Source organism: Streptococcus sp. ELY_137, from assembly GCF_058314515.1.
Genome location: NZ_JBZFUL010000008.1, coordinates 1 through 25,535 on the forward strand (window position 1 = coordinate 1; position 25,535 = coordinate 25,535).

Here is a 25,535-nt window from a genome sequence, read left to right on the forward strand (position 1 = left end):
GTCAATAACGTGCCTAAGGTGGATCCTAAGAAGGATGTGACCCTGACTCTAGATCCAGCCGATACCAATAACCTTGACGGTCAGAGCGTAGCGCTCAACCAAGTCTTCAACTACCGTCTGATCGGCGGGATCATTCCGGGCAACCGCTCGGATGAGCTGTTTGAGTATAACTTCTATGATGACTATGACCAGACAGGGGATCAGTATACCGGACAATATAAGGTCTATGCCAAGTCTGACATCACCCTTAAGGATGGGACTGTGATCGCAGCGGGAACGGATGTGACCGGTTATACGACGGCAGACGTCAATGAAGCTGAGGGGCTCATTGTCATCAGATTCCAGGAAAGCTTCTTGCGTTCGGTTTCGCTGGCCTCTAGTTTCCAAGCGGAAAGCTACATCCAGATGAAGCGGATAGCTGTCGGAACGTTTGCGAACACCTATATCAATACGATTAACGGTGTAACTTACAGTTCGAATACGGTTAAGACAACGACACCGGAGGATCCGGCTGATCCTACGCCGCCGGCACCAAATCGTAACCGTCTGCCGCTAACTGTGAGCTATTACCTTGAGGACGCAACACCGCAGCCAGCGAAGGCCAGTCTTTTACCACAGACGGGCAGCAAGGAGAGTGCTTATCTGCCGCTTTTAGGCTTGAGTGCGATTTTAGCTAGTCTTGGTTTGGCAGGGATGCGTCGTAAGAAGGAAGCATAATGGCTAGAAGTTATTAGGAGCTAGTCTTGGCTCATATACGATAAGACTGTATAAAAAGCCCTCGCTGGGATTAAACTCAGCGAGGGCTTTTTGGGTGTGTGTCTACTGCAGTAGGTGACCTATCTTAATATCTAGCTAGACGTAAAAAGTAGTGGGAATAAGATGAACAGCGTTCATCACATGAGATGAGATCCGGAGAACTTTTTGAGGTTAGAGAAAGGGGGTAGGACAAAAGTCCAACCTCTTTTATTCTATAATCAGCATCCCTTCCTTGATAGCGAAAGGGTCTTTTTCGTTGATACGGTCGTAGAACATAATCCCGTTAGTGTGGTCAATCTCATGTTGAACAACCATGGAATTATAGCCGCGCAATTTTATCTTTTGTTTATCGCCATTTTTATCGTTATATTCAACGGTTACGCGCGAGTGCCGAATGACATAGCCGGGAACCTCACGGTCGACAGATAGGCAGCCTTCCCCGTCAGCCAAAGCCGCATCCTGAACAGAGTGGGAAAGGATTCTCGGATTATACATAATCTCTTGGAGGCTATAGGGCTGAGCTGGTGGATTGCCTTCCTCGTCTTCTGGATTTGGCACCAAAACAGCGATGATTCGTTTGGAAATATCTAGCTGAGGAGCAGCGAGGCCAACACCTCCGCGCAGTCCCATCTTTTCGGCCATCACTGGGTCTTGGGAATTTTTAAGGAACTGCATCATCTTTTCTCCCAGAATAATATCCTCATCTGATAGGGGCAGTTCAACCTCAGCTGCCTCTTGGCGCAAGGTCGGATTACCCTCGCGGATAATATCAGACATATCAATCAAATGACTGGGTTTGATAAGTTTATCTTGTATAGACATGAAAATGTGAACCTCCTTCAAGAAAAACAGCCCCTTCTAGCTAGAGAAGGCGGTCTTTCTGACTCTTTTTAGTTAAATGAAAACCAAAACCAGATATGGCGTCAAAGTCAGCGCTAAGAAGCTAAATTAAGGCAAGAATTTTAATATCAGCCATATAGTTTTGAATTTCAAAGAATATTATGCTTGTGCCTTGATAAGATTAGTATAGCACGAAAAATTTTAGAAATAAAGCTACCAATCTGCTAGTTCTGAATCACTAGACTTTCTAACTCCAAGCGTTCTCGAATACGGTACGTTTTAAAAGCAGTCCTTTCAATGATTCCCTGATCCAGAAGCTGTTTGACCACCCGTCCTAAATGACGATAGGAGGTTCCAAAAGCATCAGCCAAGACACTGGGCTGCAGCTGGAAAAATCCCTCCTTTTCATGGCTCAGAATGTAGGTTGCTAAACGTTCCTTGACGGAGTATGAGATATTGGTTGAAGAGATAATGTTTTGCTGTTCTAATTTTTGGGCCAGCTGGCGGCCAATCTGATAGAGCAGGAGTGGATCTTGATAAACCTGCTGCCGATTCTTGAGCGGCAGTTGAACGACTCGGCTGGTTTCCAGAGCAATGACTGACGATACACTATCTTGATTGCTCATCAATTCAATATCGCCAATTAATGTAGGCTTGGTCTGCGTTTCTAGGATATGTTCTTTGCCGTTAAAGAGTCGCCTGACAATCTTTATATGTCCTTCGATAAAATAAAAAAGGTGCCCCAGTGTCTGCCCTTGCTGGCAGATGGCTTGCCCTTTCTTGTAGGTGACCAGCTGCAACTGACTGATATAGTGCTCAGGAAAGATCTGATAAAGCTTATATTTTGTTAAATAGTATTTTAGTTGATTATCTGCCACCCTAGCCTCCATTTTAGGACGGATGTCCTATTTTTTAAGTCCGCTTTTCATTATACTGGAGAGGTTAAAGTTTTTCAAGAATGGAGTTAGCATGAAATTTACGATGGAGAAAATCAGCCTTCTGGCCTTGTCCTTGATGCTGGTATCAACCTATGCCATTTCCCCAGCCTTACCGGCAATGATTAAAGCTTACGGGAGTCAGGGTATCAGTTCTGATAAAGTAGAGTTATTAATTTCTTTACCCTCCTTTGCCATTATTGCTGTTTTGCTGATGACGCCTTGGCTGAGCCGCCTTTTATTTGAACGCTTGACGATTGTAGCGGGCCTCTTATTGCTGTCCCTAGGTGGTATATTTCCCATTTTTAATCAAAATTATAGCTTAGTCTTTTTGTCCCGCCTAGTTTTGGGGGTTGGTATCGGTCTTATCAATGCGCGTGCTATCAGCATCATCAGCCAGCGTTTTACGGGGCGAGAGCGTATTAAAATGTTGGGATTGAGGGGATCTGCAGAAGTGCTAGGTTCTGCTCTTTTGACCTTTATTGCTGGTCAGCTTTTGACGCTGTCATGGTCGGCTGCCTTTGCTATCTACGCCTTGGGATTTATCATCATGGGTCTTTACCTGCTTTTTGTCGGTCCAGATAAGTCCAGCCAAGAATCAGATTTACCTAAGGAAAGAACCGCTCCCAGTTCTCCTCTCTCTTGGCGGCAGCTAATCTATATTCTCTCCCTTGCTCTTTACGCTGGCTTCGTTATTTTAATCAATTCTGCTAACACCCTGCGTATTCCAGTGATAGTGTCTGCTTTTAGGCTCGGGACTGCCCAAGATGCCAGCTTGATACTCAGTTTGATGATGCTGATGGGAATTGTAGCAGGTGCCTTGTTTAGTAGTCTGGTTGTCTATTTTAAACGGTCTCTGCTGACTCTTGTTCCTCTTGTTTTAGGGCTGGGTCTCTTGGTAATGTGGCTGTCTCACAATCTTTTCTTCCTTAGTTTAGGCGCTCTGCTGACTGGCTTTGTCTACAGTTTAGGAGTGACCTATGTCTTCAACCTCCTGTCGGAAACGATCCCTAAGCAACAGCTGCATACAGCTACGACTCTAGTGCTGCTGGGCTGTAATCTTGGCGGAGCCTGTGCCTCCCTAGCTCTGCGTGTAATCGCTTATCTGACACCTTCACTGACAGCAGCCTTTGCTGTTTTGGGTTTGCTCAGCCTGGGATTAGCGACCCTGCTGTTTCTAATAAGGCATGTCAGACCTGTAAACTAGCTCTATATGCCAATAATCTCGTATGGTTGACGCTGTCTGGCTAATTTGTTAGAATAGAGAGGTCGCAAAGACAAACTAACTTCTTCTTGGTTGTAGGAAGGCCAAAACCTACCACTCGGATGAAGCAATAAAAGGAGAAAAGATATGGCAATTTCAAAAGAGAAAAAAAATGAAATTATTGCTCAATATGCTCGTCACGAAGGTGACACTGGTTCTGTAGAAGTTCAAGTAGCAGTGCTGACTTGGGAAATCAACCACCTCAACGAGCACATTCAGCAGCACAAAAAAGATCATGCAACTTACCGCGGTTTGATGAAAAAAATCGGTCACCGTCGTAACCTTTTGGCCTACCTTCGTCGTACTGATGTTAACCGCTACCGCGAATTGATTAAATCACTGGGACTTCGTCGTTAAGATAAGGTCTTTGATCTAAAGATAAGGGTTGGGCAAAGTCCCAGCTCCTTAAAAAGTGGCTGTCTTATTCAAACCCTAACTTTAAGATAGACGCTCGGACTCTCTAGAAATAGAGGGTCTTTTTTTAACTATTTACTAAGTCTGGTCATGCTTTTGTGTTTAAACAGCTTTAAAGATGGGGCCCTAAACCACTATCGAAGGTGCTGGATTTGTTTGGCTAAAGTGCTATCTCAAAAAAATGTGATTTTTTTCACAAAAAAGCTTGACATTATTCTAAAATAAGGTAAACTTAATAAGTGAAGAAAGTCACAAACTTTTGAGAGAGTAAATTTTCAAAAAGTTTCCGAGACATTCTTTTTAGAAAAACACTAATCATTTGGAGGAGACCTTAATGGCTAAAGAAACAAAGGTAGCAGCAGAAAAAGTTGAAGAACTAGCGCAGGAATACACCAGTTCCCTCATCGACAAAGCCTTAAAAGCTGAGCAAGAATATGCGACCTACACCCAAGAACAGGTTGATAAAATTATTGCAGCGATGGCTCTTGCTGGTTCAGAAAGTTCTCTGCAACTGGCCAAAGAAGCCGTCGAGGAAACGGGTCGTGGTATCGTTGAAGATAAAGATATAAAAAACCATTTTGCTACTGAAAATATTTACGAATTAATTAAACATGAAAAAACAGTAGGCATTATCGGCGAAGATAAGGTTAAAGGTCAGGTTCACATTGCGGCTCCCCTAGGTGTTATTGCGGGGATTGTCCCAACAACAAATCCCACTTCAACAACCATGTTCAAGAGTTTGGCAGCCTTAAAGACACGCAATGCTATTGTCTTTGCCTTCCACCCATCAGCTCAAAGTTGTTCTGTTCATGCAGCTCAAATTATGTATAAAGCTGCCATCAAGGCTGGCGCACCTGAAAATATTATCCAATGGATTGAAACACCTTCTATTGCCAACACAAACGCCTTGATTACCAATAAGAAAATTGCTGCAATCTTAGCAACAGGCGGCCCTGGTATGGTCAATGCGGCTCTTAAATCAGGTAACCCTTCAATGGGGGTTGGTGCTGGTAACGGTGCAGTCTATGTTGATGCGACGGCTCATATTGACCGTGCTGTCGAAGACCTTCTTATGTCAAAACGCTTTGATAACGGTATGATTTGTGCGACAGAAAACTCTGCTGTTGTTGAAGCTCCAATCTATAAGGAATGGCTCAAGAAAATGCAAGAAAAAGGTGCCTATTTGGTGCCTAAGAAGGACTACAAGAAACTGGAAGAATGCGTCTTCAATGACCATCATGGAGTTAATGGACCAGTAGCCGGTATGTCTGCCCGCTGGATTTGTGAGCGCGCTGGTGTGGATCTACCAGAAGGCAAAGATGTTCTCTTGTTTGAATTAGACGCCAAGAATATCGGTGAAAAGCTGTCCTCTGAAAAGCTATCCCCTCTGCTTTCTGTATACAAGGCTAAAGACCGTGAAGACGGTATTGAAATTGTTGAAGCCCTTCTTGACTACCAAGGTGCTGGACACAATGCGGCAATTCAAATTGGTTCTCAGGCTGACCCATTTGTAGCTGAATACGGTGATCGCGTAAAAGCGTCCCGTGTTCTGGTCAACCAACCGGATTCCATCGGTGGTATCGGTGATATTTATACGGACGCCTTGAAGGCAAGTCTGACATTGGGAACAGGATCATGGGGGAAAAATTCATTGTCACACAATCTATCAACTGGCGACCTCTTGAATGTTAAAACAGTCGCAAAACGTCGTAACCGCCCTCAATGGGTACGCCTGCCGGAAAAAACTTACTATGAAAAGAATGCTATTTCCTATCTACAAGATGACTATGAACCAATGCGGCGTGCTCTGATTGTAGCAGACCCTGGTATGGTACAGTTCGGTTTCGTTGACACGGTTTTGGGGCAATTGGCGCTTCGCGATGAAAAGGTAGTTACCTCTCTTTATGGCACGATCAAACCAGACCCAACTCTGGGACAAACGATTGAAATCGCTAAGCAAATGCGCGACTTTAAGCCAGATACTGTTATTGCTATCGGTGGTGGTTCAGCTATTGATGCGTCTAAGATTGCCCGTTTGATTTATGAAACATCATTGGACCGCGAGCCAGACTTCTTGGATAGCTATGAGCAAGTCAGTGCCTTCTTCCTTGAGTTGCAACAAAAATTCATCGATATCCGTAAACGTATCGTTAAGTTCAAACACCAAACGGAGACCCGTCTCTTCTGTATTCCAACGACATCTGGTACAGGAGCTGAGGTTACACCGTTTGCCGTTATCACAGACGACTTTACTCATGTTAAATATCCTCTGGCTGATTACGAGCTTGTGCCACAGGTTGCTATTGTTGACCCAGAATTTGTTATGACAGTGCCTAAACGCACAGCAGCCCTCTCAGGACTCGATGCTCTCTCCCACGCTTTGGAATCTTACGTCTCTGTCATGGCTTCTGATTTTACCCGCCCATGGTCGCTTGAAGCTATTAAGCTGATCATTGAAAATCTGGAAGATGCCTACAACTACGATCCGAAAAATCCGACACTTCGTGGGGAACAAGCCAAAGAAAACATGCATTATGCGTCAACAATTGCTGGTATGGCCTTCGGTAATGCCTTCTTAGGAATCAACCACTCGCTTGCCCACAAAACAGGTGGTGAGTTCGGTCTGCCTCACGGTTTAGCCATTGCCATTGCTATGCAGCATGTTATCCGCTACAACGGTGTTGCAGGCAACGTGAAACGTTCTGTCTATCCGCGTTATGAGGAATACCGCGCTCAGCGTGACTATGCTGATATTGCCCGTGCTCTTGGTCTTAAAGGCAAAACGGATGAAGAGTTAGTTGAAGCGCTGTGTCAGCGGATTGACAAACTGATGAAGGCTATTGACGTTGAACCTAAATTGTCGGCTAATGGTGTTAGTAAGAAAGACTTTGAAGCAGCTCTTGATCGCTTAGCGAGTCTGGCTTATGATGACCAATGTACACCAGCTAATCCGCGTCAGCCATACATTGAAGATATGAAACAACTTTTGATTGATCAATTCTAATCAAAATTACTAGCACCTAAAGAAATAGCTTAAAGAATTAGTATTCCTTTTAGAAGGTCCAGTGGACCTTTTAAGGGGTTGCTAGTGAGTGCAGAAAAAAATAATAAGAGAAGCAAGGATCTTGCTCTACTCCCTCATATAGTGAATAGTGAAAATCTAAAATTCACAGGCACTCTGGGGGAGTTTTCTTATGCTCAAAAACAATGTGAGATTGAGCAAAAACGCGTCCAGTATCTCTGTCTTGGAACCAACTCTTGGTGCAGTGGTTGGGAGAAAGACTTGTTGGCGATGACAACTTAATCTTACCCTTGCATAATCCATTAAGCGCTTTAGCACCAATGAATCACTGCTGACTGGCTTCCTTTTGCCAGCAGGTTAAGACAAAAAAACGAAACGAATGGGGGCACCGTTAATCTTATTTCCATTCCCTATATCCTAATGGTATCTATTTACTGGGTGCTATAACACTGAGGTGTGCTATAATAAGTCCATGTTATTTTATTTTATAGTGGGCTTGATTTTACTGATGCCGGTTTTAGGCCTCGTTTTTATCGGTCTAGCTGTCAGCCCGAAAGTAGGTAATATCAGGTGGGTGATGCTAATTGGTTTGCTACTGTTTGCCCTGTCTTTCTATAGTCTCTACTTGAAAATTAATGTCCTCTTTTTTAGTTTCTTTGCACTAGGTCCCTTTTTATTTGGCTTGGGTCTACCCGTCAGTCTGTCGTCAAGCAAACGTCTTCAGGCCGGTCTATCCGGTCTTGGTTTGCTTCTCCTTTTTCTGGGAATGCTCCTTATTATTGCTAATATGCTTAACCATATCTAGGAGAGTGGGATTCAATCGGTAAATCGTAATAAAATTGCGATTTCGATTTTCTTCGCTCTCTCATTTTAAGGCTCAGACCTCTGACACTTTCCTGTTTTTAGGTGGCAGGCGTTTGGCAGTCTATCCCCAGACTGCCAAACGCCACTGGAACATTTTGACACTTGCAAAGTTCATGGTATTAGATAACCTGAGGTTGCGACAAAAGTTCTCAACCTTATTTATTTGGTTAATTTATTCGCTAAGCGCAGTGGTTGGTTGGATATCCTTATCCCATGCTCTACAAGTGATAGCTCCAACAGTTTGGGGAACTGTTGGAGGATATCCAATTCTATGAACGTTAGTTCAGGTCAATCCCTAACCAACTTTGCGGAGGTGGGACAACGAAAGCAAATTCTCCAAATTATTGATTTCTGTCCCACTCTCAGCTATCATTTGCGTGGTCGTTAAACAGTCCAATGGACTACCTAAGAGGTACCTGAAAATGGGACTGCGCCTCACGATAAGGACTGCCAACCGCTGCGTCAATGGAATATGCTAAAGAGTTTGGATTTTTGTCTCAGCCCTTTTTCTTCACCCTAAAAGCCTTAAACATATCGATAACCTTATCATTAGTCACTATTTGTGGTAAAATAGAAACGATTCTAATTCTGGTAAAAGAGGTACTCTAATGGCGAAACAAACCTTCCAAATGACCTTTGCAGGGCAACCCTTGGTGGTGGAAATAGGTCAGGTAGCCAAGCAGGCTAACGGCGCTGCTGTCATCCGCTATGGCGAATCAACGGTGCTCAGTGCTGCCGTCATGTCCAAAAAGATGGCAACGACAGATTTCTTTCCCTTGCAGGTTAATTATGAAGAAAAAATGTATGCGGCCGGAAAGTTTCCGGGTGGCTTTATGAAGCGGGAAGGTCGCCCGCCAGCAGAGGCGACACTAACAGCCCGCCTTATCGACCGACCTATTCGGCCCATGTTTGCGGAAGGTTTTCGCAATGAGGTGCAGGTGATTAATACAGTTCTATCCTATGATCCTGATGCTAGTGCTCCTATGGCGGCCATGTTTGGAAGCTCTCTTGCCCTGTCAATTTCTGATATCCCTTTTAATGGCCCCATTGCCGGTGTACAAGTTGCCTATATTGATGGTGAATTCATCATTAATCCTTCTGCTCAGCAGAAAGAAAATTCTTTGCTGGAACTAACAGTTGCTGGGACAAAGGAAGCCATTAATATGGTAGAATCTGGCGCTAAGGAATTGCCGGAAGAAATTATGTTAGAAGCTCTTCTTGAGGGGCATAGTGCGATTCAGGAGCTGATTGCCTTCCAAGAAGAAATTATCACTGCTGTCGGACAAGCAAAAGCTGATATCGAGCTCTTGCAGGTAGATGAGGCTCTCAAGTCTGAAATCATTAAAGAGTATAATCCTGCTCTGCAAAGAGCTGTTCAAGTAGAAGAAAAACTAGCGCGTGAAGAAGCGACTCAGGAAGTCAAAGATAAGGTTATAGCGGCTTATGAAGAGCGCTATGCAGATCATGAAGATTATGAGCGTATCATGCGGGATGTCGCTGAAGTTTTAGAGGAAATGGAACACGCAGAGGTGCGTCGCCTCATTACACAGGACAAGATTCGTCCTGATGGCCGTCGTATTGATGAGATTCGTCCTTTAGAAGCGGATATAGACTTTCTGCCGCAAGTTCACGGTTCTGGTCTCTTTACTCGCGGTCAGACGCAGGCCCTGTCAGTTCTGACCCTAGCACCTATGAGTGAGACCAAGATTGTTGACGGTTTGGATCCCGAATATCGCAAACGCTTCTTGCATCACTATAATTTTCCGCAGTATTCAGTTGGCGAAACCGGCCGCTACGGTGCTCCCGGCCGTCGTGAAATTGGCCACGGAGCCCTAGGCGAGCGTGCGCTAGCACAGGTCTTGCCTAGCTTTGAAGACTTTCCTTATGCCATCCGTTTAGTTGCAGAAGTCCTAGAGTCCAATGGTTCTTCCTCCCAAGCTTCTATCTGTGCTGGGACCTTGGCACTCATGGCTGGAGGTGTCCCTATCAAGGCGCCGGTGGCTGGAATCGCTATGGGCCTTATTTCAGATGGCAGCGATTACACAATTCTGACTGATATTCAGGGGCTTGAGGATCACTTTGGTGATATGGACTTTAAGGTAGCAGGGACGCGCCAAGGAATTACTGCCCTGCAAATGGACATTAAAATCTCAGGAATCACGCCGAAGATCCTGCAGGAAGCTCTTGCTCAAGCAAAAAAAGCCCGCTTTGAGATTCTTGATGTCATTGAGACTACTATTTCAGAACCCCGTCCAGAATTGGCACCGACAGCTCCTAAAATCGATACCTTAAAAATTGATGTGGATAAGATTAAGGTGGTCATCGGTAAGGGAGGCGAAACCATTGATAAGATTATCGAGGAGACCGGTGTTAAAATTGATATTGATGAAGACGGCAATGTTCAAATCTACTCATCAGATTTAGCAGCCATTGAGCAAGCTAAGAAAATTATTACTGATCTAGTACGTGAGGCTAAAGTTGGTGAGGTCTACCACGCTAAGGTCATCCGCTTAGAAAGCTTTGGAGCCTTTGTCAATCTTTTTGAGGGGACGGATGCCTTGGTGCATATTTCAGAGCTGGCTTGGCAGCGTACGGAAAGGGTCGAAGACGTTGTCAAACTTGGCGACGAAGTCGATGTTAAAATCATCAAAATTGATGATAAAGGGCGCGTCAATGCTTCGATAAAAGCCCTGCAGCCAAGGCCCAAAAAACAAGAAGAAGCTACTGAAAGCAAGAGATTTCACCGCAAGAAACACCGTGGTCATGAGGAACATGGTCATCCAGCCACCTCTCTCCAGTCAGCAGAAAACCGAGAACAAGAAGGTAAGCATCATGAATAAATTTAACTCAGAAATTGATTTTGCTCTGCGCAATTTCATCGCTAATCCGGAAAATTTTCTAGACGGTTTAACCTTGGTCAACAGTCTCCACTCTATTCCTGTAATTGCCAGTAGCCAGCCTTATGCTATTGCAATTGAAGGACAGAAGGTTGTTCCAGTTTTCACTAATAAGTCAGATTTGGATCGCTTTAAAAAAGAGCATCCTAGCGCCAAACAGCAGGAATGGGTTGAGCGTCTCAGTATAGAAATTTTAGAGGAAGCTGTTGTTAACCGTCTTCATGGCCTGGTTTTCAATATTAAGAAAGCTGGTGACTTTGCAAATTCAACAATCTTTAAAAGTAGCGAAATGATCCAACTGATTAACACCTACACGACCCTGCTCAACGATGTTTTAGGTGAGGAAAATCAAAGTCGTCAAGAGTTGGAGCGCCGCTACTTTGTTCCAGTAATTATTTTGGCAGATGAGACCGGCGGCTATCAGCGTAGTTATCCAGCCTTAGCTATTGAAGGAGCAGATTACATTCCAGCCTTCTCCAGTATTCCTAGCTTTGCCAAATGGTATAATAATGGTGAGTTGGGCTACCCTTTTCGCGCTGCCAAGGGGATGGTAATGACGTGGACGATAGACGAAATTGCTCACCCTGCTCAAGGAGAAAGCGGCGTGGGAAATACGCGTGGTGTAGTCCTCGATCCTCTCAATGAAATGCAAAGACTCGTGGACTGGACAAGCTGATTAGTGCTCATGAGAAGGTGCAAGGGAAAGTCTCGCTGTCTCTGTATTTAGATAGGAGATTTTGAGTGCTGTTTCTTCATATTTATTGATGAATCTGGTCAAAAGTGGCTCAGCTGTTAATGATTTTAGTACTTACAGATTGTAAGATTCTGAGATGAGCCCCTTGTCTGGATGAAAAGAAAATATTGTTGTCAAGACTCCTCCTTTTTAGGCTTGCTTGATGGTTTAGTGTCTCTATTTGAACATGTTTAAAAACTCAAAAATAAAGTGCCTTGCCTTTAGAGAGATAGTCCTGTCCCCTTGTAATCTTATTTGCTCTTTACAGGCTTTGTAGCTTGTGAAATTTAGCCTGCACTTTTTCCCTATCTGAAAAATTTATAGTTTACTCGGTAGGGATATTAGTTTTCTTTAGAGTATTTGAGGACTTAGTATCTTGTGAAAGGATGTGTTTATGGGCTGGTGGAAGGAAACTATTGATATTGTAAAGCGCCAAGACCCAGCTGCCCGAAGTTCCTTGGAAGTTCTGTTGACTTATCCTGGAATTAAGGCGCTGGCAGCTCACCGTTTATCACACTTTCTGTGGCGGCACCATCTTAGACTGCTGGCTCGTATGCACAGTCAGTTTTGGCGCTTTTGGACGCAAATTGAAATTCACCCAGGAGCGCAGATTGCCGAAGGAGTTTTTATCGATCACGGTTCTGGTTTAGTTATTGGTGAAACAGCCATTGTCGAGAAAGGTGCCATGCTTTACCATGGGGTAACCTTAGGAGGAACGGGAAAGGATGTGGGGAAACGGCATCCGACTGTCCGCGAAGGTGCTCTTATTTCCGCTCATTCTCAGCTAATTGGTCCGATTGAGATTGGTAAGAATGCTAAGGTTGGGGCAGCTGCAGTTGTTCTGTCAGATGTCCCGGCGGATGTCACTGTTGTCGGTGTCCCTGCTAAGGTCGTCCGAGTTCATGGACGAAAGGATGAGCAAGCTATCCGTACGCTCCAGGAAGCACGGGAGGCTAGCTACCATTCATCGCATTTGTAGTTGTCCATAGCGGTAAAAATGCAAATCGGCGAATTTTTAGAATTGGTCTAGTTGTTTAAATGAGCCACACTTGTTTTTATGCTAGTTCATATTAATCTTATTAGGCAAGGTTCTTGGGTTTACATGAAGCAGGTGGTAAATGGCTTTCGCTACCCTAAATTTATAACTAAAAGCGATGAGTTTGGGAATTGATAATGAAAATTCTGCGTCTATTTATATGAACAGAAAATAAGCGAAAATGAATAAAGGAGACAAGGTGATTAAAATCTATGATACTATGACCCGCAGCCTGCGGGATTTTGTGCCAATTCATGAGGATACGGTCAATATGTATGTCTGCGGTCCGACTGTCTATAACTATATCCATATCGGCAATGCCCGCTCCAGCGTAGCTTTTGACACTATTCGCCGTTATTTTGAATACCGCGGTTATACTGTCAACTATATCTCAAACTTTACTGATGTTGACGATAAGATTATTAAGGCAGCTGCAGAAGCTGACATGCCCCCTAAAGCCTTGGCGGATAAATTTATCGCTGCTTTCATGGAAGATACCAGAGCACTAGGGATTAAGCCAGCTACCCAAAACCCCCGTGTGATGGATTACATGGACCAGATCATTGAGTTTATTGAAATCCTGCTTGCTAAGGGCTTTGCTTATGAGTCCGCTGGGGATGTCTATTTCCGTGTCCAAAAGTCAGAAAATTATGCTGCCCTAGCCAATAAAACATTGGCTGATTTGGAGATTGGAGCCAGCGGTCGTACCGATGCCGAGACCGATCGTAAGGAGGATCCTTTGGATTTTGCCCTCTGGAAATCGGCCAAAGCTGGTGAGATTTCTTGGAATAGTCCTTGGGGACAGGGGCGTCCAGGTTGGCATATTGAGTGTTCGGTTATGTCAACCACGATTCTTGGTGATACAATTGATATCCATGGCGGTGGTACTGATCTGGAGTTTCCTCACCACACCAACGAAATTGCCCAGTCTGAAGCCAAGACAGGACAAACTTTTGCTAATTACTGGATGCATAATGGTTTTGTCAATGTAGACGATGAAAAAATGTCCAAATCACTTGGGAATTTTGTGACTGTCCACGATCTTTTAAAAACAGTGGATGGTCAGGTTCTGCGTTTCTTTCTTGCTAGTCAGCACTATCGCAAACCTATTAATTTTACAGATAAGGCCATCCACGATGCTGGGGTTAATGTAAAATATCTAAAAAATACTTATACACTTCCGCTTACAGATCAGGCAGATGAATCAACCCTAAAGCAATTCCAAGTAGACTTTGTAGCAGCCATGGATGATGATTTTAATGCAGCTAATGGCATTACCGTAATTTTTGATATGGCCAAGTGGATCAATTCTGGCAACTATACTCAAACAGTAAAAGTAGCATTCGGGGACATGCTGGCTGTTATGGGATTGGCTTTTGAAGAAGAAAGCCTTGACCAAGAGATTGAAGCCTTGATTGCGCAGCGTCAAGAAGCGCGTGCTCAAAAAGACTTTGCTACAGCCGATCGAATTCGCGATGAGTTGGCTGCTCAAGGAATCAGGCTTCTTGATACTAAGGATGGCGTGAGGTGGACACGTGACTAAGGTAGATGTCAAGCTTATCAACGGAATTGCCTTAGCCTTTGAAGGAGATGCTGTCTACTCGCTTTATATTCGCCGCTACCTAATTTTTCAAGGGCAGACTAAGCCCAATCAGCTCCATCGTATGGCAACCCGCTATGTCTCTGCCAAGGCTCAGGCCCAGCTGGTTCAGGCCTTACTAGATGCTGGTTTATTGACAGAAACAGAAGAAACTATTTACAAACGCGGACGTAATGCACATACGCATACCAAGGCCAAAAATACCGATATTATTACCTATAAAATGTCTACGGGTTTTGAGGCTGTGCTGGGTTACCTCCACATGACAGAACAAATCAGTCGCATGGAAGAGCTGATTGCTTGGTGCATTGCCTATATTGAAAAACAACACTAAAAGGAAGCCGCTTGTTCGGCTTCCTTTTAGTGTTGCTTATAAATTTTCATTGACATATCTGACAAAATGATTCCACCATACTTTGAGGAAGAAGCTCTTTTTAACCGGCTTTTGAGCAACAAGTGTCATTTTAGGTGGCTGATCCAGATAACCCGTACCAATGAGATCAGGGTCATCGTAGGTAAGACTACCGACTTTTCTTCCTTTTTTTAGGGCAGCTGTCACGGACTTAGTATGAATCTTGGCTCCGGGTTTTTTATCGGAACCAATTTTAGTGACAACCTTGAAATCGTCCTTAACGACAGCAGGCACAGTCTTAGACTTACCATCAACAACTTGGGCTGTGCTTTTATGATAACTGGCCCCTTCAACAGTCAGAGTGGTCATCTGAAAATTATAGGCTGCATAATTGAGCAACTGGTTAGTTGCATCAAAACGTGCATACTCATTAGTGTCAGCATTGTCAGCATTTAAAATGACAGTAATCACACGCATACCATTTTCAGTTGATGTAGCGACAAAAGATTGACCAGCCAATTCCGTCGTCCCCGTCTTGAGACCATCTACGCCATCGCGGGCATACGGCATTCCATACAACATATAATTAAAGGTATTCATGGTTGAGCCGTGAAAATCAGCGCTGGTCTTCTTGGTAATATCTAGAACCTCAGGATATTCACGAATCAAGTGCTGAGCGATGATAGCCACATCACGTGCACTCATCTGGTTCTCATCGTCACTGGAAGAACCGGGGTAAAGGTGATCTCCTAAGTAACTGTTGTTAAGGCCAGAAGCATTGACCAGCTTAGCGTCTTTAATTCCCCACTCTTTTAGCTGTCTTTGCATCATATCAACAAAAGTCTGCTCGCTGCCGCCAATTTTTTCTGCCAGCGCGATAGCTGCACTGTTAGCGCTAGAAATCATGGCAGCCTCAACTAAATCTTTAACCGTATATTCACGGGCTTCCATTGGAACATTGCTGGCCTCAGAGTTAGTTGTCAAATCATAGGCATAATCAGAAATCTTAACCTTACTGTTCCAGGATAATTTTCCCTCATCAATCTGCTGATAAACCATATAAATTGTTAAAATTTTCGTGATGGAGGCTATGCCATCAGGTGTTGTAGCATCTTTTTCATAAAGCACCTTGCCGGTGCTGGCTTCAACAGCGATAGCATGTTCAGCCGGAGCTTCAAATTTATCGGCCTGAACCAATCCGCCACTAAAAAGCAAGGCAAGGCCTAAAATCAGTCCTACAAAAAATTTTTTCATAACTGCTTCCTTAATTTAAGATATCTTTTTTATTATATCATAAAAGGTAGTTTCAAAAGAAACAATCCGATTAAGATTAAGCTTACAATTCGGTGTCAAGAACAATAAAAATTCTCAAAATAGAGCGAAAAGAGTGGAAAAAGCAATTCACCAGGATGCTTTTTCCACTCTTTTTATTCTTGCTGCTAGTGTTTAGCTATGATTTTAGGACAAGAAACGTCTCCAATTCGCACAATATTATACAAGGTTATCTTTCTCAAAGAAAGCCTTATAGATAGCGCGGACAGCAGATTTTTCCTGTTCCGACTTGATGACAAACATAACTGAGACCTCACTGGAGCCTTGCGAAATCATTTCAATGTTAATATTTTTATCGGACATGGCCTTAGTCGCAGTTGACATGACTCCGACTTGATTCTTCATGTTTTCACCAACAATCATAATGATAGAAAGATCACGTTCGATTTCGACTTCATCAACCCCTAAATTGCGCGTCAGTTGCGTCATAATCTCCTGTTCTTTAATAGGAGTCATCTCTCGTTCACGCAGGACAATGGACATATCATCAATGCCGGTTGGGATATGCTCCCAACGAATATTGAGTTCTTCCAGAATTTGTAGTACCTTACGTCCAAAACCGACCTCACGGTTCATCAAATATTTAGAGATATTAATGCTGACAAATTTATCATCGCCGGAAATTCCTACAACGGGAGTTTCTTGATGGCTGTGCTGCAAGACAATCCGAGTTCCAGGGTGATTAGGGTTGTTGGTGTTTTTGATGACCAAAGGAATACGGCCGCGATAAGCAGGGATCAGCGCTTCATCATGCAGCACAGAGAAACCAGCATAGGCCAGCTCGCGCATCTCACGATAGGTTAGCTCCTTAATCGAATGCGGCTTGTGCACAACACCAGGGTGGGCAGCAAAAATTCCATCTACATCTGTAAAATTCTCATAGAGATCAGCCTTAACCCCCGCAGCCACAATAGAACCTGAAATATCAGATCCTCCGCGCGAGAAGGTACAAATCTGATTATCAACAGTAACTCCAAAGAAACCTGGGATAACGAGAACCTCATCGCTATCACATAGCTCTTCTAATTTGTCATAACTGCCCGGTAAAATTCTGGCGTTACCCGGCTCGCTAGAGACGATAATACCAGCCTTGCCCGGATGCATATAGCGTGCAGGGACACCATTCTGACGGAAATAGGCCGCGATCAGTTTAGCGTTATTGTCCTCACCCGCTGCTAGAAAAGTATCGTAGAGAAAATCGTTTCCTTCAATAGGAAGGGTTGCCAACTCTGTGATAGCTGCAGCAATCTTATCAAGGATACTGTGGGATAATCCCAACTCATCGATGATAGACTTATAACGGTCGATAATCCAATTTTGGTCGGCCGAAACATCGGCGTCATCTGTATAAGAGCGGTAATAGCGAATTAAAGCGTCGGTAACCTTAGTATCTTCAGCGTTTCGTTTACCGGGAGCAGAAACAACAACAAAACGTCGTTCAGCATCCGCTTTAACAATATTCAATACCTTCTTTAATTGCTGTGCAGAAGCTAGCGAGCTTCCGCCAAATTTGATAACTTTCATAGCGACTCCGTCTTTTATATATAATGATTGCCTAAAATTATAGCAAAATTCAGACAGTTTTTCAATTTCATTTGGGAGAGTGTCTGATCTGTGGTATTGACCCATTATTACCTAAGAAATCTGTCTATAGTTAAAGAGCCGCTGCAAAGCGTAACAAGCGCAAGAAAACTTGCCATAAGAAGTTATGAGAAAGCTCCGAGACTGGATAGGGATTTTAGTTCAATAGAAATCTCTGTTGTATTTTATGGTAAAATAAAGCAGAGGTTTTTCATGAAGCAAGCTATTATTTTTGATATGGATGGTGTCCTTTTTGATACCGAGGAATTTTATTATACTCGCCGCGAGACCTTCTTAGCCAATCGAGGAATTTCGATTAAGCATCTGCCTCTGAGTTTTTTTATTGGTGGTAACATGAAGCAGGTCTGGGAGAAAATCTTAGGGAATGACTATGCGAATTGGGATATCGCCCAGCTCCAAGAAGATTATACGAATTATAAGACAGCCCATCCTCTCCCCTATAAGGAAGTTCTCTTTGCTGATGTTCAGATGACCCTGGAGGCACTTAAGGAAAAGGGACTGAAGATTGGTTTGGCCTCTAGCTCAACGAAATTGGATATTTTAAAGGCTTTAGGCGATACTAACTTAACAGCTTACTTTGATGTCATCTTATCAGGGGAGGAATTTCCAGAAAGCAAGCCCCATCCCGCTATCTACAATGAGGCAGCAGCTCAGCTGGGCTTCGCTAAATCAGATTTGCTGGTTATCGAAGACAGTGAAAAGGGGATTGCTGCCGCAGTTGCTGCTGGCATAGAAGTCTGGGCCATTAAGGATGAACGCTATGGCTTGGATCAAAGTCAGGCTAATCGTTTGATCAATAACTTAACAGAAGTGTTGGATTGTCTAACAACAGTAAATTAATGCAAATGCTGCTAGTTCTTTTCTTTACAAGAAAGTATTTCCTTGTCAAACGAGCATTTTTAGTTATAATGGATGAGATAGTGATAAAACAGCTTATTTTATTTGAAAAATAAAATAATTGGAGGTATCTTATGAATTTTTCAACAATTCTTTACAGCGTAGAAGATGGTGTTGCAACCTTGACCTTGAATCGACCGGAAGTGTCGAACGGTTTTAATATTCCAATCTGTGAAGAAATCATTGAGGCTATTAGTCTGGCAGAAAAGGACGATAGTGTGCGTATTTTGCTCATCAATGCTAATGGCAAGGTCTTCTCTGTTGGGGGTGATTTAGACCAAATGCAGAAGGCCGTTGATGCCGATGACGTGCAGTCTCTGGTGCGGATAGCTGAACTAGTTAATACGATTTCCTTTATGATTAAGCGCCTGCCCAAGCCAGTTATCATGAGTGTTGACGGACCTGTAGCCGGTGCAGCCTTCAATATGGTTTTAGCAGCAGATTTCACCCTTGCTTCTGAAAAAGCTAAATTCATCCAGGCCTTTGTTGGAGTTGGTTTAGCGCCAGATGCTGGTGGACTCTTCCTCTTGACGCGTTCTATAGGTATCAATCGGGCGACCCAAATTACTATGACAGGCGAAGCAGTTAGTGCTGAAAAAGCCTTGGAGTGGGGGTTCATCTACCGTTTAGTAGAATCTGAAAAACTAGAACGTGATACTGATCGCTTAATTAAACGCCTGAAGCGCAGTTCTCCTAACTCCTTTAAGGCAATCAAAGAGATGGTTTGGCAGAGTGACTTTGCTGGCTGGGAAGAGTATGCTGATCTTGAGTTGGCACTGCAAAAATCATTAGCCTTCACTGAGGACTTTAAAGAAGGGGTTAATGCCTTTAGTCAGAAGCGTCGCCCTAACTTTACTGGAAAATAGCAAGAGGTAGCCGCGTGTTTTAGTGCTGATGTGCCTTCTGTCTATAGGTCTGCCATTTCCTAAACTTGCTCTTTTCCTGTCAGTAGGTGGGCTAACAAAGCTTAAGCGATGTCCAAATAGAGAAGTTATTTCATTACTCTTGCAAACATGTTTCAGTTCTGATATACTTTGAATATCAAATTATTTGAGAATCGAGGTATGAAGTGGATTATAAGTTAGTTAATGAATATCTAACAAAAGTTTTTAACAATGTCTTAGTCATTGAGGAAATGAGTTTAAAAAACAGCCGTTTCAGGGATGTTTCTATGAAGGAAATGCATACGGTTGATATTATCGGTCATATTCCTGATGCGACACCCAGTGACATTGCTCGCGAGTTAATGGTGACCTTGGGTACGGTTACTACTAGTTTGAACAAATTAGAAAGAAAGGGCTATGTTGAACGCCACCGTTCAGAAGTTGACCGCCGTGTTGTTCATCTGAGTCTGACGAAGAAAGGGCGCCTTATTTACCGCCTGCATAACCGTTTCCATAAAAACATGGTAACCCAAATTATAAAAGGAATGAATGATATGGAGATTAAGACCTTAGAGGGCGCCCTCCACAATCTCTATCAATTCTTAGAGGATTTGAAATAATGACCTTTGCAAAAATTAGTCAGACAGCCTACTATGTACCCGAGCAAGTTGTTACAAATGACGATTTGGCTGAGATTATGGATACTAGTGATGAGTGGATTGCCAGCCGTACAGGAATCAAAGAAAGGCGTATCAGCCGCAATCAGGAAACTAGTGACTTAGCGACTGAGGTGGCTAAGCAGCTGCTGGAAAAATCAGGACTGAGTCCGTCAGAAATTGATTTCATCATCGTAGCGACCATTTCACCTGATTCTATGATGCCGACTACCGCCGCCCGTGTTCAGGCCAATATCAATGCCAGCGAAGCTTTCGTCTATGACCTAACAGCGGCTTGCAGCGGTTTTGTATTTGCCTTAGCAACAGCCGAAAAGTTAATCAAGGCGGGTAGCTATAAAAGAGGACTGGTTATTGGTGCTGAAGTGCTGTCCAAAACGCTGGATTGGTCTGATCGCAGGACAGCTGTTCTTTTTGGAGATGGTGCTGGTGGTGTACTTTTAGAAGCATCAGCACAAGAGCATTTCTTAGCAGAATCGCTCCACAGTGATGGTAGCCGAGGGCAAAAATTGACCTCGGGAGCATATGGTTTGCAGTCTCCTTATTCGGATCAAGGGGAGAACAATCCCTTTATGGGTATGGATGGCCGTGCTATTTTTGACTTTGCTGTCCGTGATGTGTCCCGCAGTATCAAGGAACTTCTAGAAAATTCAGACTTATCTGGTGATGGCATCGATTATGCCCTCCTGCATCAAGCTAATATCCGTATTTTGGATAAGATGGCTAAGAAAATCGGACTTGAACGCGATAAATTTTTAGCTAACATGATGCACTACGGCAACACTAGTGCAGCTAGTATACCTATTTTACTAGCAGAATCTGTTGAAAATGGTATAATAAGACTCGACGGTTCCCAGACCTTGTTGCTCACTGGCTTTGGTGGGGGATTGACATGGGGCAGTCTAATTGTTAAAATTTAGGTAGATAACTGTGTAAAAACAGTATTTATATATTATTTATTTTTTATCTTTAAAGGAGAATTTTAAAATGGCAGTATTTGAGAAAGTACAAGAAATCATCGTTGAAGAGCTTGGTAAAGAAACTGATGAAGTTCAAATGACAACGACTTTTGATGAGCTTGACGCTGACTCACTTGATGTATTTCAAGTTATCTCAGAAATTGAAGATGCATTTGACATCCAGATCGAAACTGAAGATGGTTTGAATACGGTTGGTGATTTGGTTGCCTACGTGGAAGAAAAAACTAAATAGATATGGTTGAGAGACTGGGAATTATTCCCAGCCTTTAAATCTTACAGATTTAGTTACGAAGGTGCAGCCCAGAGATGTCTTAATTCACATGACTATTAGGCAAGGCTGCAAGGTGGACGGGGCAACTCATCCGCCTTCTTCTTTAAACCAATACTTTGACATTCAAAGTTCTTGGACATAATTATTTAAGAAGGTAAGGATATCTATGAAATCTCGCATTACAGAATTATTAAATATTAAATACCCTATTTTCCAAGGGGGTATGGCATGGGTCGCAGACGGTGACTTAGCTGGTGCTGTGTCCAATGCTGGAGGACTTGGAATTATCGGCGGCGGTAATGCCCCTAAAGAAGTCGTTAAAGCTAATATAGATCGTGTTAAATCAATTACAGATAAGCCTTTTGGGGTTAACATCATGCTTTTATCTCCTTTTGCTGATGACATTGTGGATCTTGTAATTGAAGAAGGGGTTAAGGTAGTCACTACTGGTGCAGGTAACCCTGGTAAATATATGGAACGCTTGCATGAAGCAGGAATCACTGTAATCCCGGTTGTCCCAAGTGTAGCCCTTGCTAAGCGTATGGAAAAATTAGGAGCGGATGCTCTGATTGCTGAAGGTATGGAAGCTGGTGGTCACATTGGCAAACTGACAACGATGACTTTGGTACGCCAAGTTGTTGATGCTGTGGATATTCCTGTTATTGGTGCTGGTGGTGTAGCTGACGGGAACGGTGCTGCAGCTGTATTTATGCTAGGGGCTGATGCTATCCAAGTTGGTACCCGTTTTGTTGTCGCTAAGGAGTCCAACGCCCACCAAAACTTCAAAGACAGGTTGCTCAAGGCCAAGGATATTGATACTGTCGTGTCCGCTTCAGTTGTTGGACATCCAGTACGTGCTATCAAGAATAAATTATCCTCCTCTTATGCTCAGGCAGAAAAAGATTTCTTAGCAGGAAAAAAATCGGCTCAGGAAATTGAGGAGCTTGGCGCAGGAGCTCTACGCAATGCAGTTGTTGATGGTGATGTCCAAAATGGTTCTGTCATGGCCGGACAAATTGCAGGCTTGGTTCGTAAGGAAGAAACCTGTGAAGAAATCTTGAAAGACCTCTATTATGGTGCTGCTACAGTCATTAAAGAACAAGCTGCTCGTTGGGCAGATGTATCAGAAGATTAAAAAATAACAACAAGGAACGACCTCAGACCTTTACTTTTATAACTTAATAGTGGAGGTCTCTAGCCAAACTTGGAGGAAATAGTGTGACAAAGACAGCCTTTTTATTTGCCGGACAGGGTGCCCAAAAATCTGGTATGGCAAAAGATTTGTATGAAGCTTATCCCCTTGTCAAAGAGACATTTGATACTGCCAGTCGCATTTTAGGATATGATGTACGAAAGCTTATCGATGAGGAAGAAAACAAGCTTAATCAAACCCGCTATACACAACCTGCGATTTTAACAACTTCTGTTGCCATTTATCGTCTCCTAAAAGAAAGGGGGGTCGAACCAGATGTTGTAGCAGGCCTTTCACTTGGGGAGTACTCAGCCTTGGTTGCTGCAGGAGCTCTATCATTTGAAGAAGCGGTAGCTCTCGTAGCTAAGCGTGGTGAATTTATGGAGACAGCTGCTCCAGCAGGCACTGGCAAAATGGTTGCGGTCATGAATACACCTGTAGAGGTTATCGAAGAAGCTTGTCAACAGGCTTCTGATAAGGGGTATGTCAGACCTGCCAACTATAATACGCCAGCGCAAATCGTTATTGGTGGCGATGCTGCAGCGGTAGATGCTGCTGTTGAAAAATTGAAAGAGGCGGGTGCTAAGCGATTGATTCCGCTCAAGGTTTCAGGCCCCTTCCACACGGCTCTCTTGGAGCCAGCAAGTCAGCAGTTGGCGCAGGAACTTAAGAAAGTCGACTTTTCAGAATTTCAGATCCCTTTGGTTGGTAACACAGAAGCCAGAGTTATGGCGTATGCTGATATCAGATCTCTTTTGGCTCGTCAGGTGAAAGAGCCTGTACGCTTCTACGAATCAATTGCAACTATGCAGGAGTTAGGAGTAACAGACTATATTGAAATCGGGCCGGGTAAGGTTCTCAGCGGTTTTATGAAGAAAATTGATAAGACAGCCCCTGTTTCTCCCGTAGAAGATGTGGCTAGTCTGGAGACTCTTTTAGAAAAATAGGAGGCCCCATGGAATTAACTAATAAAAATGTTTTTATTACAGGTTCAACCCGCGGCATCGGTTTGGCCGTTGCGCATAAATTTGCCAGCCTAGGTGCTAATTTAGTGCTTAATGGCCGTTCAGAAATATCAGAGGACCTACTAGCACAGTTTGCAGGCTATAATGTTAAGGTTGTTGCGATTTCAGGTGATGTCTCTGATTTTACAGATGCAAAACGCATGGTCGATGAGGCTATTGAAGCGCTCGGTTCAGTAGATATTCTTATCAATAATGCTGGCATTACTAATGATAAGCTCATGCTTAAGATGACAGCAGGTGACTTTGAACGTGTCCTAAAGATTAACCTGACAGGTGCTTTTAATATGACACAAGCTGTCCTTAAACCCTTAACTAAAGCGCGTCAGGGTGCTATTATTAATATGTCATCAGTCGTTGGTCTTATGGGAAATGTCGGTCAAGCTAATTATGCTGCGTCTAAAGCAGGTCTTCTTGGCTTCACCAAATCTGTTGCACGTGAAGTGGCTGCTCGAGGTGTCCGAGTAAATGCTATTGCTCCAGGTTTCATCGAGTCAGATATGACAGATGCAATTCCTGATAAAATGAAGGATGCTATGATTGCTCAAGTCCCAATGAAGCGCATGGGGCAAGCCGAAGAAGTTGCGGACGTTGCAGTTTTTCTGGCCAGCCAAGAATATTTGACAGGTCAGGTTATCGCTATTGATGGTGGGATGACTATGCAAGGGTAACCTTGGCCTAGTTCTACCTAGTTGTTAAGATCGAAAATTATCTAAGAAAACAGAGGAAATATTATGACTTTTAATCGTGTAGTTGTAACGGGTTACGGTGTCACATCACCAATCGGACATACACCAGAGGATTTCTGGAAGAGCCTTGAGAATGGTGAAATCGGTATCAAACCGATAACGAGGTTCGATCCATCAGAAATCCCAGTTCACAATGCTGGTGAAATCCAAGACTTCCCCTTTGATAAATATTTTGCGAAAAAGGACACCAATCGTATGGATACCTATTCGCTGTATGCTATTTATGCAGCTATGGAAGCCCTTGAAAATGCTAATCTTGATATGGAGGCCGTAGATCGCGACCGCACAGGTGTTATTGTCTCATCTGGTATCGGTGGACTCCAAGAGTTGCAAGATCAGATCATCCGTATGCATGAGCGCGGTATGAAGCGCATTAGACCGATGTTTATCCCTAAAGCCCTTTCCAATATGGGAGCTGGTAATATTGCCCTCAAGATTGGTGCTCAGGGGGTATGTAAATCCATCACAACAGCCTGTGCCTCTGCCAATGATGCCATTGGGGAAGCATTCCGTGAAATCAAGTATGGCTTCCATGATGTTATCCTAGCTGGCGGTTCCGAAGCTTCCATTACTAAAATTGGTATTGGCGGATTCAATGCTTTGACAGCTCTTTCAACAACAGAAGATCCAACTCGCTCAGCTATTCCATTTGATAAAGATCGCAATGGTTTTGTCATGGGTGAGGGTGCCGGTGTTTTAATTGTTGAAAGCTTAGAGCATGCCCAAAAACGTGGCGCTAATATCTTGGCTGAAATTGTCGGCTATGGCAGCAACTGTGATGCTTATCATATGACAACACCAACGCCAGACGGATCAGGTGCTGCTAAAGCAATGAAGCTGGCCATCAAAGAAGCAGGGATCACACCTGAAGAAGTAGGATACGTCAACGCTCATGGTACGTCAACACAAGCCAATGAAAAGGGTGAAAGTCAGGCTATCGTAGCTGTTCTTGGTAAAAATGTTCCTGTATCATCTACTAAGTCGTTTACAGGGCACTTGCTCGGAGCAGCCGGTGCCGTTGAAGCTATTGCTACAATCGAAGCTATCCGTCATAGCTTCCTTCCGATGACTGCAGGGACCAAGGAGTTGTCAGAGGACATTGAAGCTGACGTTATCATGGGTGAAGGACGTCAAGCTGAGGTTGAGTACGCCATCTCAAACACTTTTGGATTTGGCGGTCACAATGCTGTTCTTGCATTTAAACGCTGGGAGGCTTAGG

The 25,535-nt window shown here is 43.6% G+C and carries 24 protein-coding genes; 20 read left to right on the forward strand and 4 right to left on the reverse strand.

All coding sequences use genetic code 11. The features are described 5' to 3' along the window. On the forward strand, window positions 1–717 hold a 717-nt coding region (locus AC4HAO_RS06900), incomplete at its 5' end, for an LPXTG cell wall anchor domain-containing protein (RefSeq protein ID WP_491134966.1). A 246-nt stretch (window positions 718–963) separates the two neighbouring features. Here the strand turns inward: AC4HAO_RS06900 and def are convergent. Continuing rightward, complete coding sequence (gene def / locus AC4HAO_RS06905; RefSeq protein ID WP_491093947.1) at window positions 964–1,578, reverse strand: peptide deformylase; 615 nt, start codon at window positions 1,576–1,578, stop codon at window positions 964–966. A 242-nt stretch (window positions 1,579–1,820) separates the two neighbouring features. After that, on the reverse strand, window positions 1,821–2,474 hold the full coding sequence (locus tag AC4HAO_RS06910; protein WP_491134967.1) for a Crp/Fnr family transcriptional regulator: 654 nt from the start codon (window positions 2,472–2,474) through the stop codon (window positions 1,821–1,823). A 91-nt stretch (window positions 2,475–2,565) separates the two neighbouring features. Between AC4HAO_RS06910 and AC4HAO_RS06915 the strand changes: the two genes are divergently transcribed. The 10 genes from AC4HAO_RS06915 to AC4HAO_RS06960 all read left to right on the forward strand — a co-directional run bounded on the left by AC4HAO_RS06915 (window position 2,566) and on the right by AC4HAO_RS06960 (window position 14,695). Next, window positions 2,566–3,738 (forward strand): MFS transporter, encoded by a 1,173-nt coding sequence (locus tag AC4HAO_RS06915; RefSeq protein ID WP_491134968.1) that lies wholly within the window; start codon window positions 2,566–2,568, stop codon window positions 3,736–3,738. Between the two features lie 144 nt (window positions 3,739–3,882). Beyond that, window positions 3,883–4,152: a 30S ribosomal protein S15 gene (gene rpsO, locus AC4HAO_RS06920; protein WP_447453090.1), complete on the forward strand. Its 270-nt coding sequence runs from the start codon at window positions 3,883–3,885 to the stop codon at window positions 4,150–4,152. Between the two features lie 391 nt (window positions 4,153–4,543). Continuing rightward, window positions 4,544–7,213 carry a bifunctional acetaldehyde-CoA/alcohol dehydrogenase gene (gene adhE / locus AC4HAO_RS06925; RefSeq protein ID WP_491093950.1) on the forward strand — a complete coding sequence of 890 codons (2,670 nt, stop codon included), beginning with the start codon at window positions 4,544–4,546 and terminating at the stop codon, window positions 7,211–7,213. A gap of 84 nt (window positions 7,214–7,297) precedes the next feature. Continuing rightward, window positions 7,298–7,513, forward strand: coding sequence for a hypothetical protein (locus tag AC4HAO_RS06930; protein WP_491093951.1), 216 nt, complete (start codon window positions 7,298–7,300; stop codon window positions 7,511–7,513). A gap of 190 nt (window positions 7,514–7,703) precedes the next feature. Beyond that, entirely contained in the window at window positions 7,704–8,036 is a 333-nt protein-coding gene (locus AC4HAO_RS06935) for a hypothetical protein (protein ID WP_491093952.1), read from the forward strand. A 667-nt stretch (window positions 8,037–8,703) separates the two neighbouring features. Beyond that, window positions 8,704–10,935 (forward strand): polyribonucleotide nucleotidyltransferase, encoded by a 2,232-nt coding sequence (gene pnp, locus AC4HAO_RS06940; RefSeq protein ID WP_491093953.1) that lies wholly within the window; start codon window positions 8,704–8,706, stop codon window positions 10,933–10,935. Then, window positions 10,928–11,668, forward strand: coding sequence for an SseB family protein (locus tag AC4HAO_RS06945; RefSeq protein ID WP_491093954.1), 741 nt, complete (start codon window positions 10,928–10,930; stop codon window positions 11,666–11,668). Before pnp ends, AC4HAO_RS06945 begins: the two co-directional genes overlap by 8 nt. 451 nt (window positions 11,669–12,119) lie before the next feature. Next, window positions 12,120–12,704, forward strand: coding sequence for a serine O-acetyltransferase (gene cysE / locus AC4HAO_RS06950; protein WP_491093955.1), 585 nt, complete (start codon window positions 12,120–12,122; stop codon window positions 12,702–12,704). Between the two features lie 256 nt (window positions 12,705–12,960). Beyond that, window positions 12,961–14,304, forward strand: a complete 1,344-nt coding sequence (cysS, locus tag AC4HAO_RS06955; RefSeq protein WP_491093956.1) for a cysteine--tRNA ligase — start codon at window positions 12,961–12,963, stop codon at window positions 14,302–14,304. After that, complete coding sequence (locus AC4HAO_RS06960; RefSeq protein ID WP_491093957.1) at window positions 14,297–14,695, forward strand: Mini-ribonuclease 3; 399 nt, start codon at window positions 14,297–14,299, stop codon at window positions 14,693–14,695. The genes cysS and AC4HAO_RS06960 overlap by 8 nt, the downstream gene beginning before the upstream one ends. 36 nt (window positions 14,696–14,731) lie before the next feature. Here the strand turns inward: AC4HAO_RS06960 and pbp3 are convergent, their stop codons facing one another. After that, window positions 14,732–15,967, reverse strand: a complete 1,236-nt coding sequence (gene pbp3, locus AC4HAO_RS06965; protein WP_491134969.1) for a D-alanyl-D-alanine carboxypeptidase PBP3 — start codon at window positions 15,965–15,967, stop codon at window positions 14,732–14,734. 237 nt (window positions 15,968–16,204) lie between these two features. Further along, entirely contained in the window at window positions 16,205–17,569 is a 1,365-nt protein-coding gene (locus tag AC4HAO_RS06970; protein WP_491093959.1) for an aspartate kinase, read from the reverse strand. Between the two features lie 270 nt (window positions 17,570–17,839). Between AC4HAO_RS06970 and AC4HAO_RS06975 the strand changes: the two genes are divergently transcribed. The 9 genes from AC4HAO_RS06975 (at window position 17,840) to fabF (ending at window position 25,534) form a co-directional block, all read left to right on the forward strand. After that, window positions 17,840–18,487 (forward strand): HAD family hydrolase, encoded by a 648-nt coding sequence (locus tag AC4HAO_RS06975; RefSeq protein ID WP_491093960.1) that lies wholly within the window; start codon window positions 17,840–17,842, stop codon window positions 18,485–18,487. Between the two features lie 131 nt (window positions 18,488–18,618). Next, complete coding sequence (fabM, locus tag AC4HAO_RS06980) at window positions 18,619–19,410, forward strand: trans-2-decenoyl-ACP isomerase (protein WP_447453079.1); 792 nt, start codon at window positions 18,619–18,621, stop codon at window positions 19,408–19,410. A gap of 203 nt (window positions 19,411–19,613) precedes the next feature. Next, on the forward strand, window positions 19,614–20,048 hold the full coding sequence (gene fabT / locus AC4HAO_RS06985) for a fatty acid biosynthesis transcriptional regulator FabT (protein WP_491093961.1): 435 nt from the start codon (window positions 19,614–19,616) through the stop codon (window positions 20,046–20,048). After that, window positions 20,048–21,022: a beta-ketoacyl-ACP synthase III gene (locus AC4HAO_RS06990; RefSeq protein WP_491093962.1), complete on the forward strand. Its 975-nt coding sequence runs from the start codon at window positions 20,048–20,050 to the stop codon at window positions 21,020–21,022. The genes fabT and AC4HAO_RS06990 overlap by 1 nt, the downstream gene beginning before the upstream one ends. 67 nt (window positions 21,023–21,089) lie before the next feature. Then, window positions 21,090–21,314 (forward strand): acyl carrier protein, encoded by a 225-nt coding sequence (locus AC4HAO_RS06995; RefSeq protein ID WP_447453076.1) that lies wholly within the window; start codon window positions 21,090–21,092, stop codon window positions 21,312–21,314. Between the two features lie 205 nt (window positions 21,315–21,519). Then, entirely contained in the window at window positions 21,520–22,488 is a 969-nt protein-coding gene (gene fabK, locus AC4HAO_RS07000; protein WP_491134970.1) for an enoyl-[acyl-carrier-protein] reductase FabK, read from the forward strand. 83 nt (window positions 22,489–22,571) lie between these two features. Next, window positions 22,572–23,492 carry an ACP S-malonyltransferase gene (fabD, locus tag AC4HAO_RS07005; RefSeq protein ID WP_491093964.1) on the forward strand — a complete coding sequence of 307 codons (921 nt, stop codon included), beginning with the start codon at window positions 22,572–22,574 and terminating at the stop codon, window positions 23,490–23,492. A gap of 8 nt (window positions 23,493–23,500) precedes the next feature. Continuing rightward, on the forward strand, window positions 23,501–24,238 hold the full coding sequence (gene fabG, locus AC4HAO_RS07010; RefSeq protein ID WP_491093965.1) for a 3-oxoacyl-[acyl-carrier-protein] reductase: 738 nt from the start codon (window positions 23,501–23,503) through the stop codon (window positions 24,236–24,238). A gap of 63 nt (window positions 24,239–24,301) precedes the next feature. Next, entirely contained in the window at window positions 24,302–25,534 is a 1,233-nt protein-coding gene (fabF, locus tag AC4HAO_RS07015; protein ID WP_491093966.1) for a beta-ketoacyl-ACP synthase II, read from the forward strand. Window position 25,535: the final 1 nt, after the last annotated feature.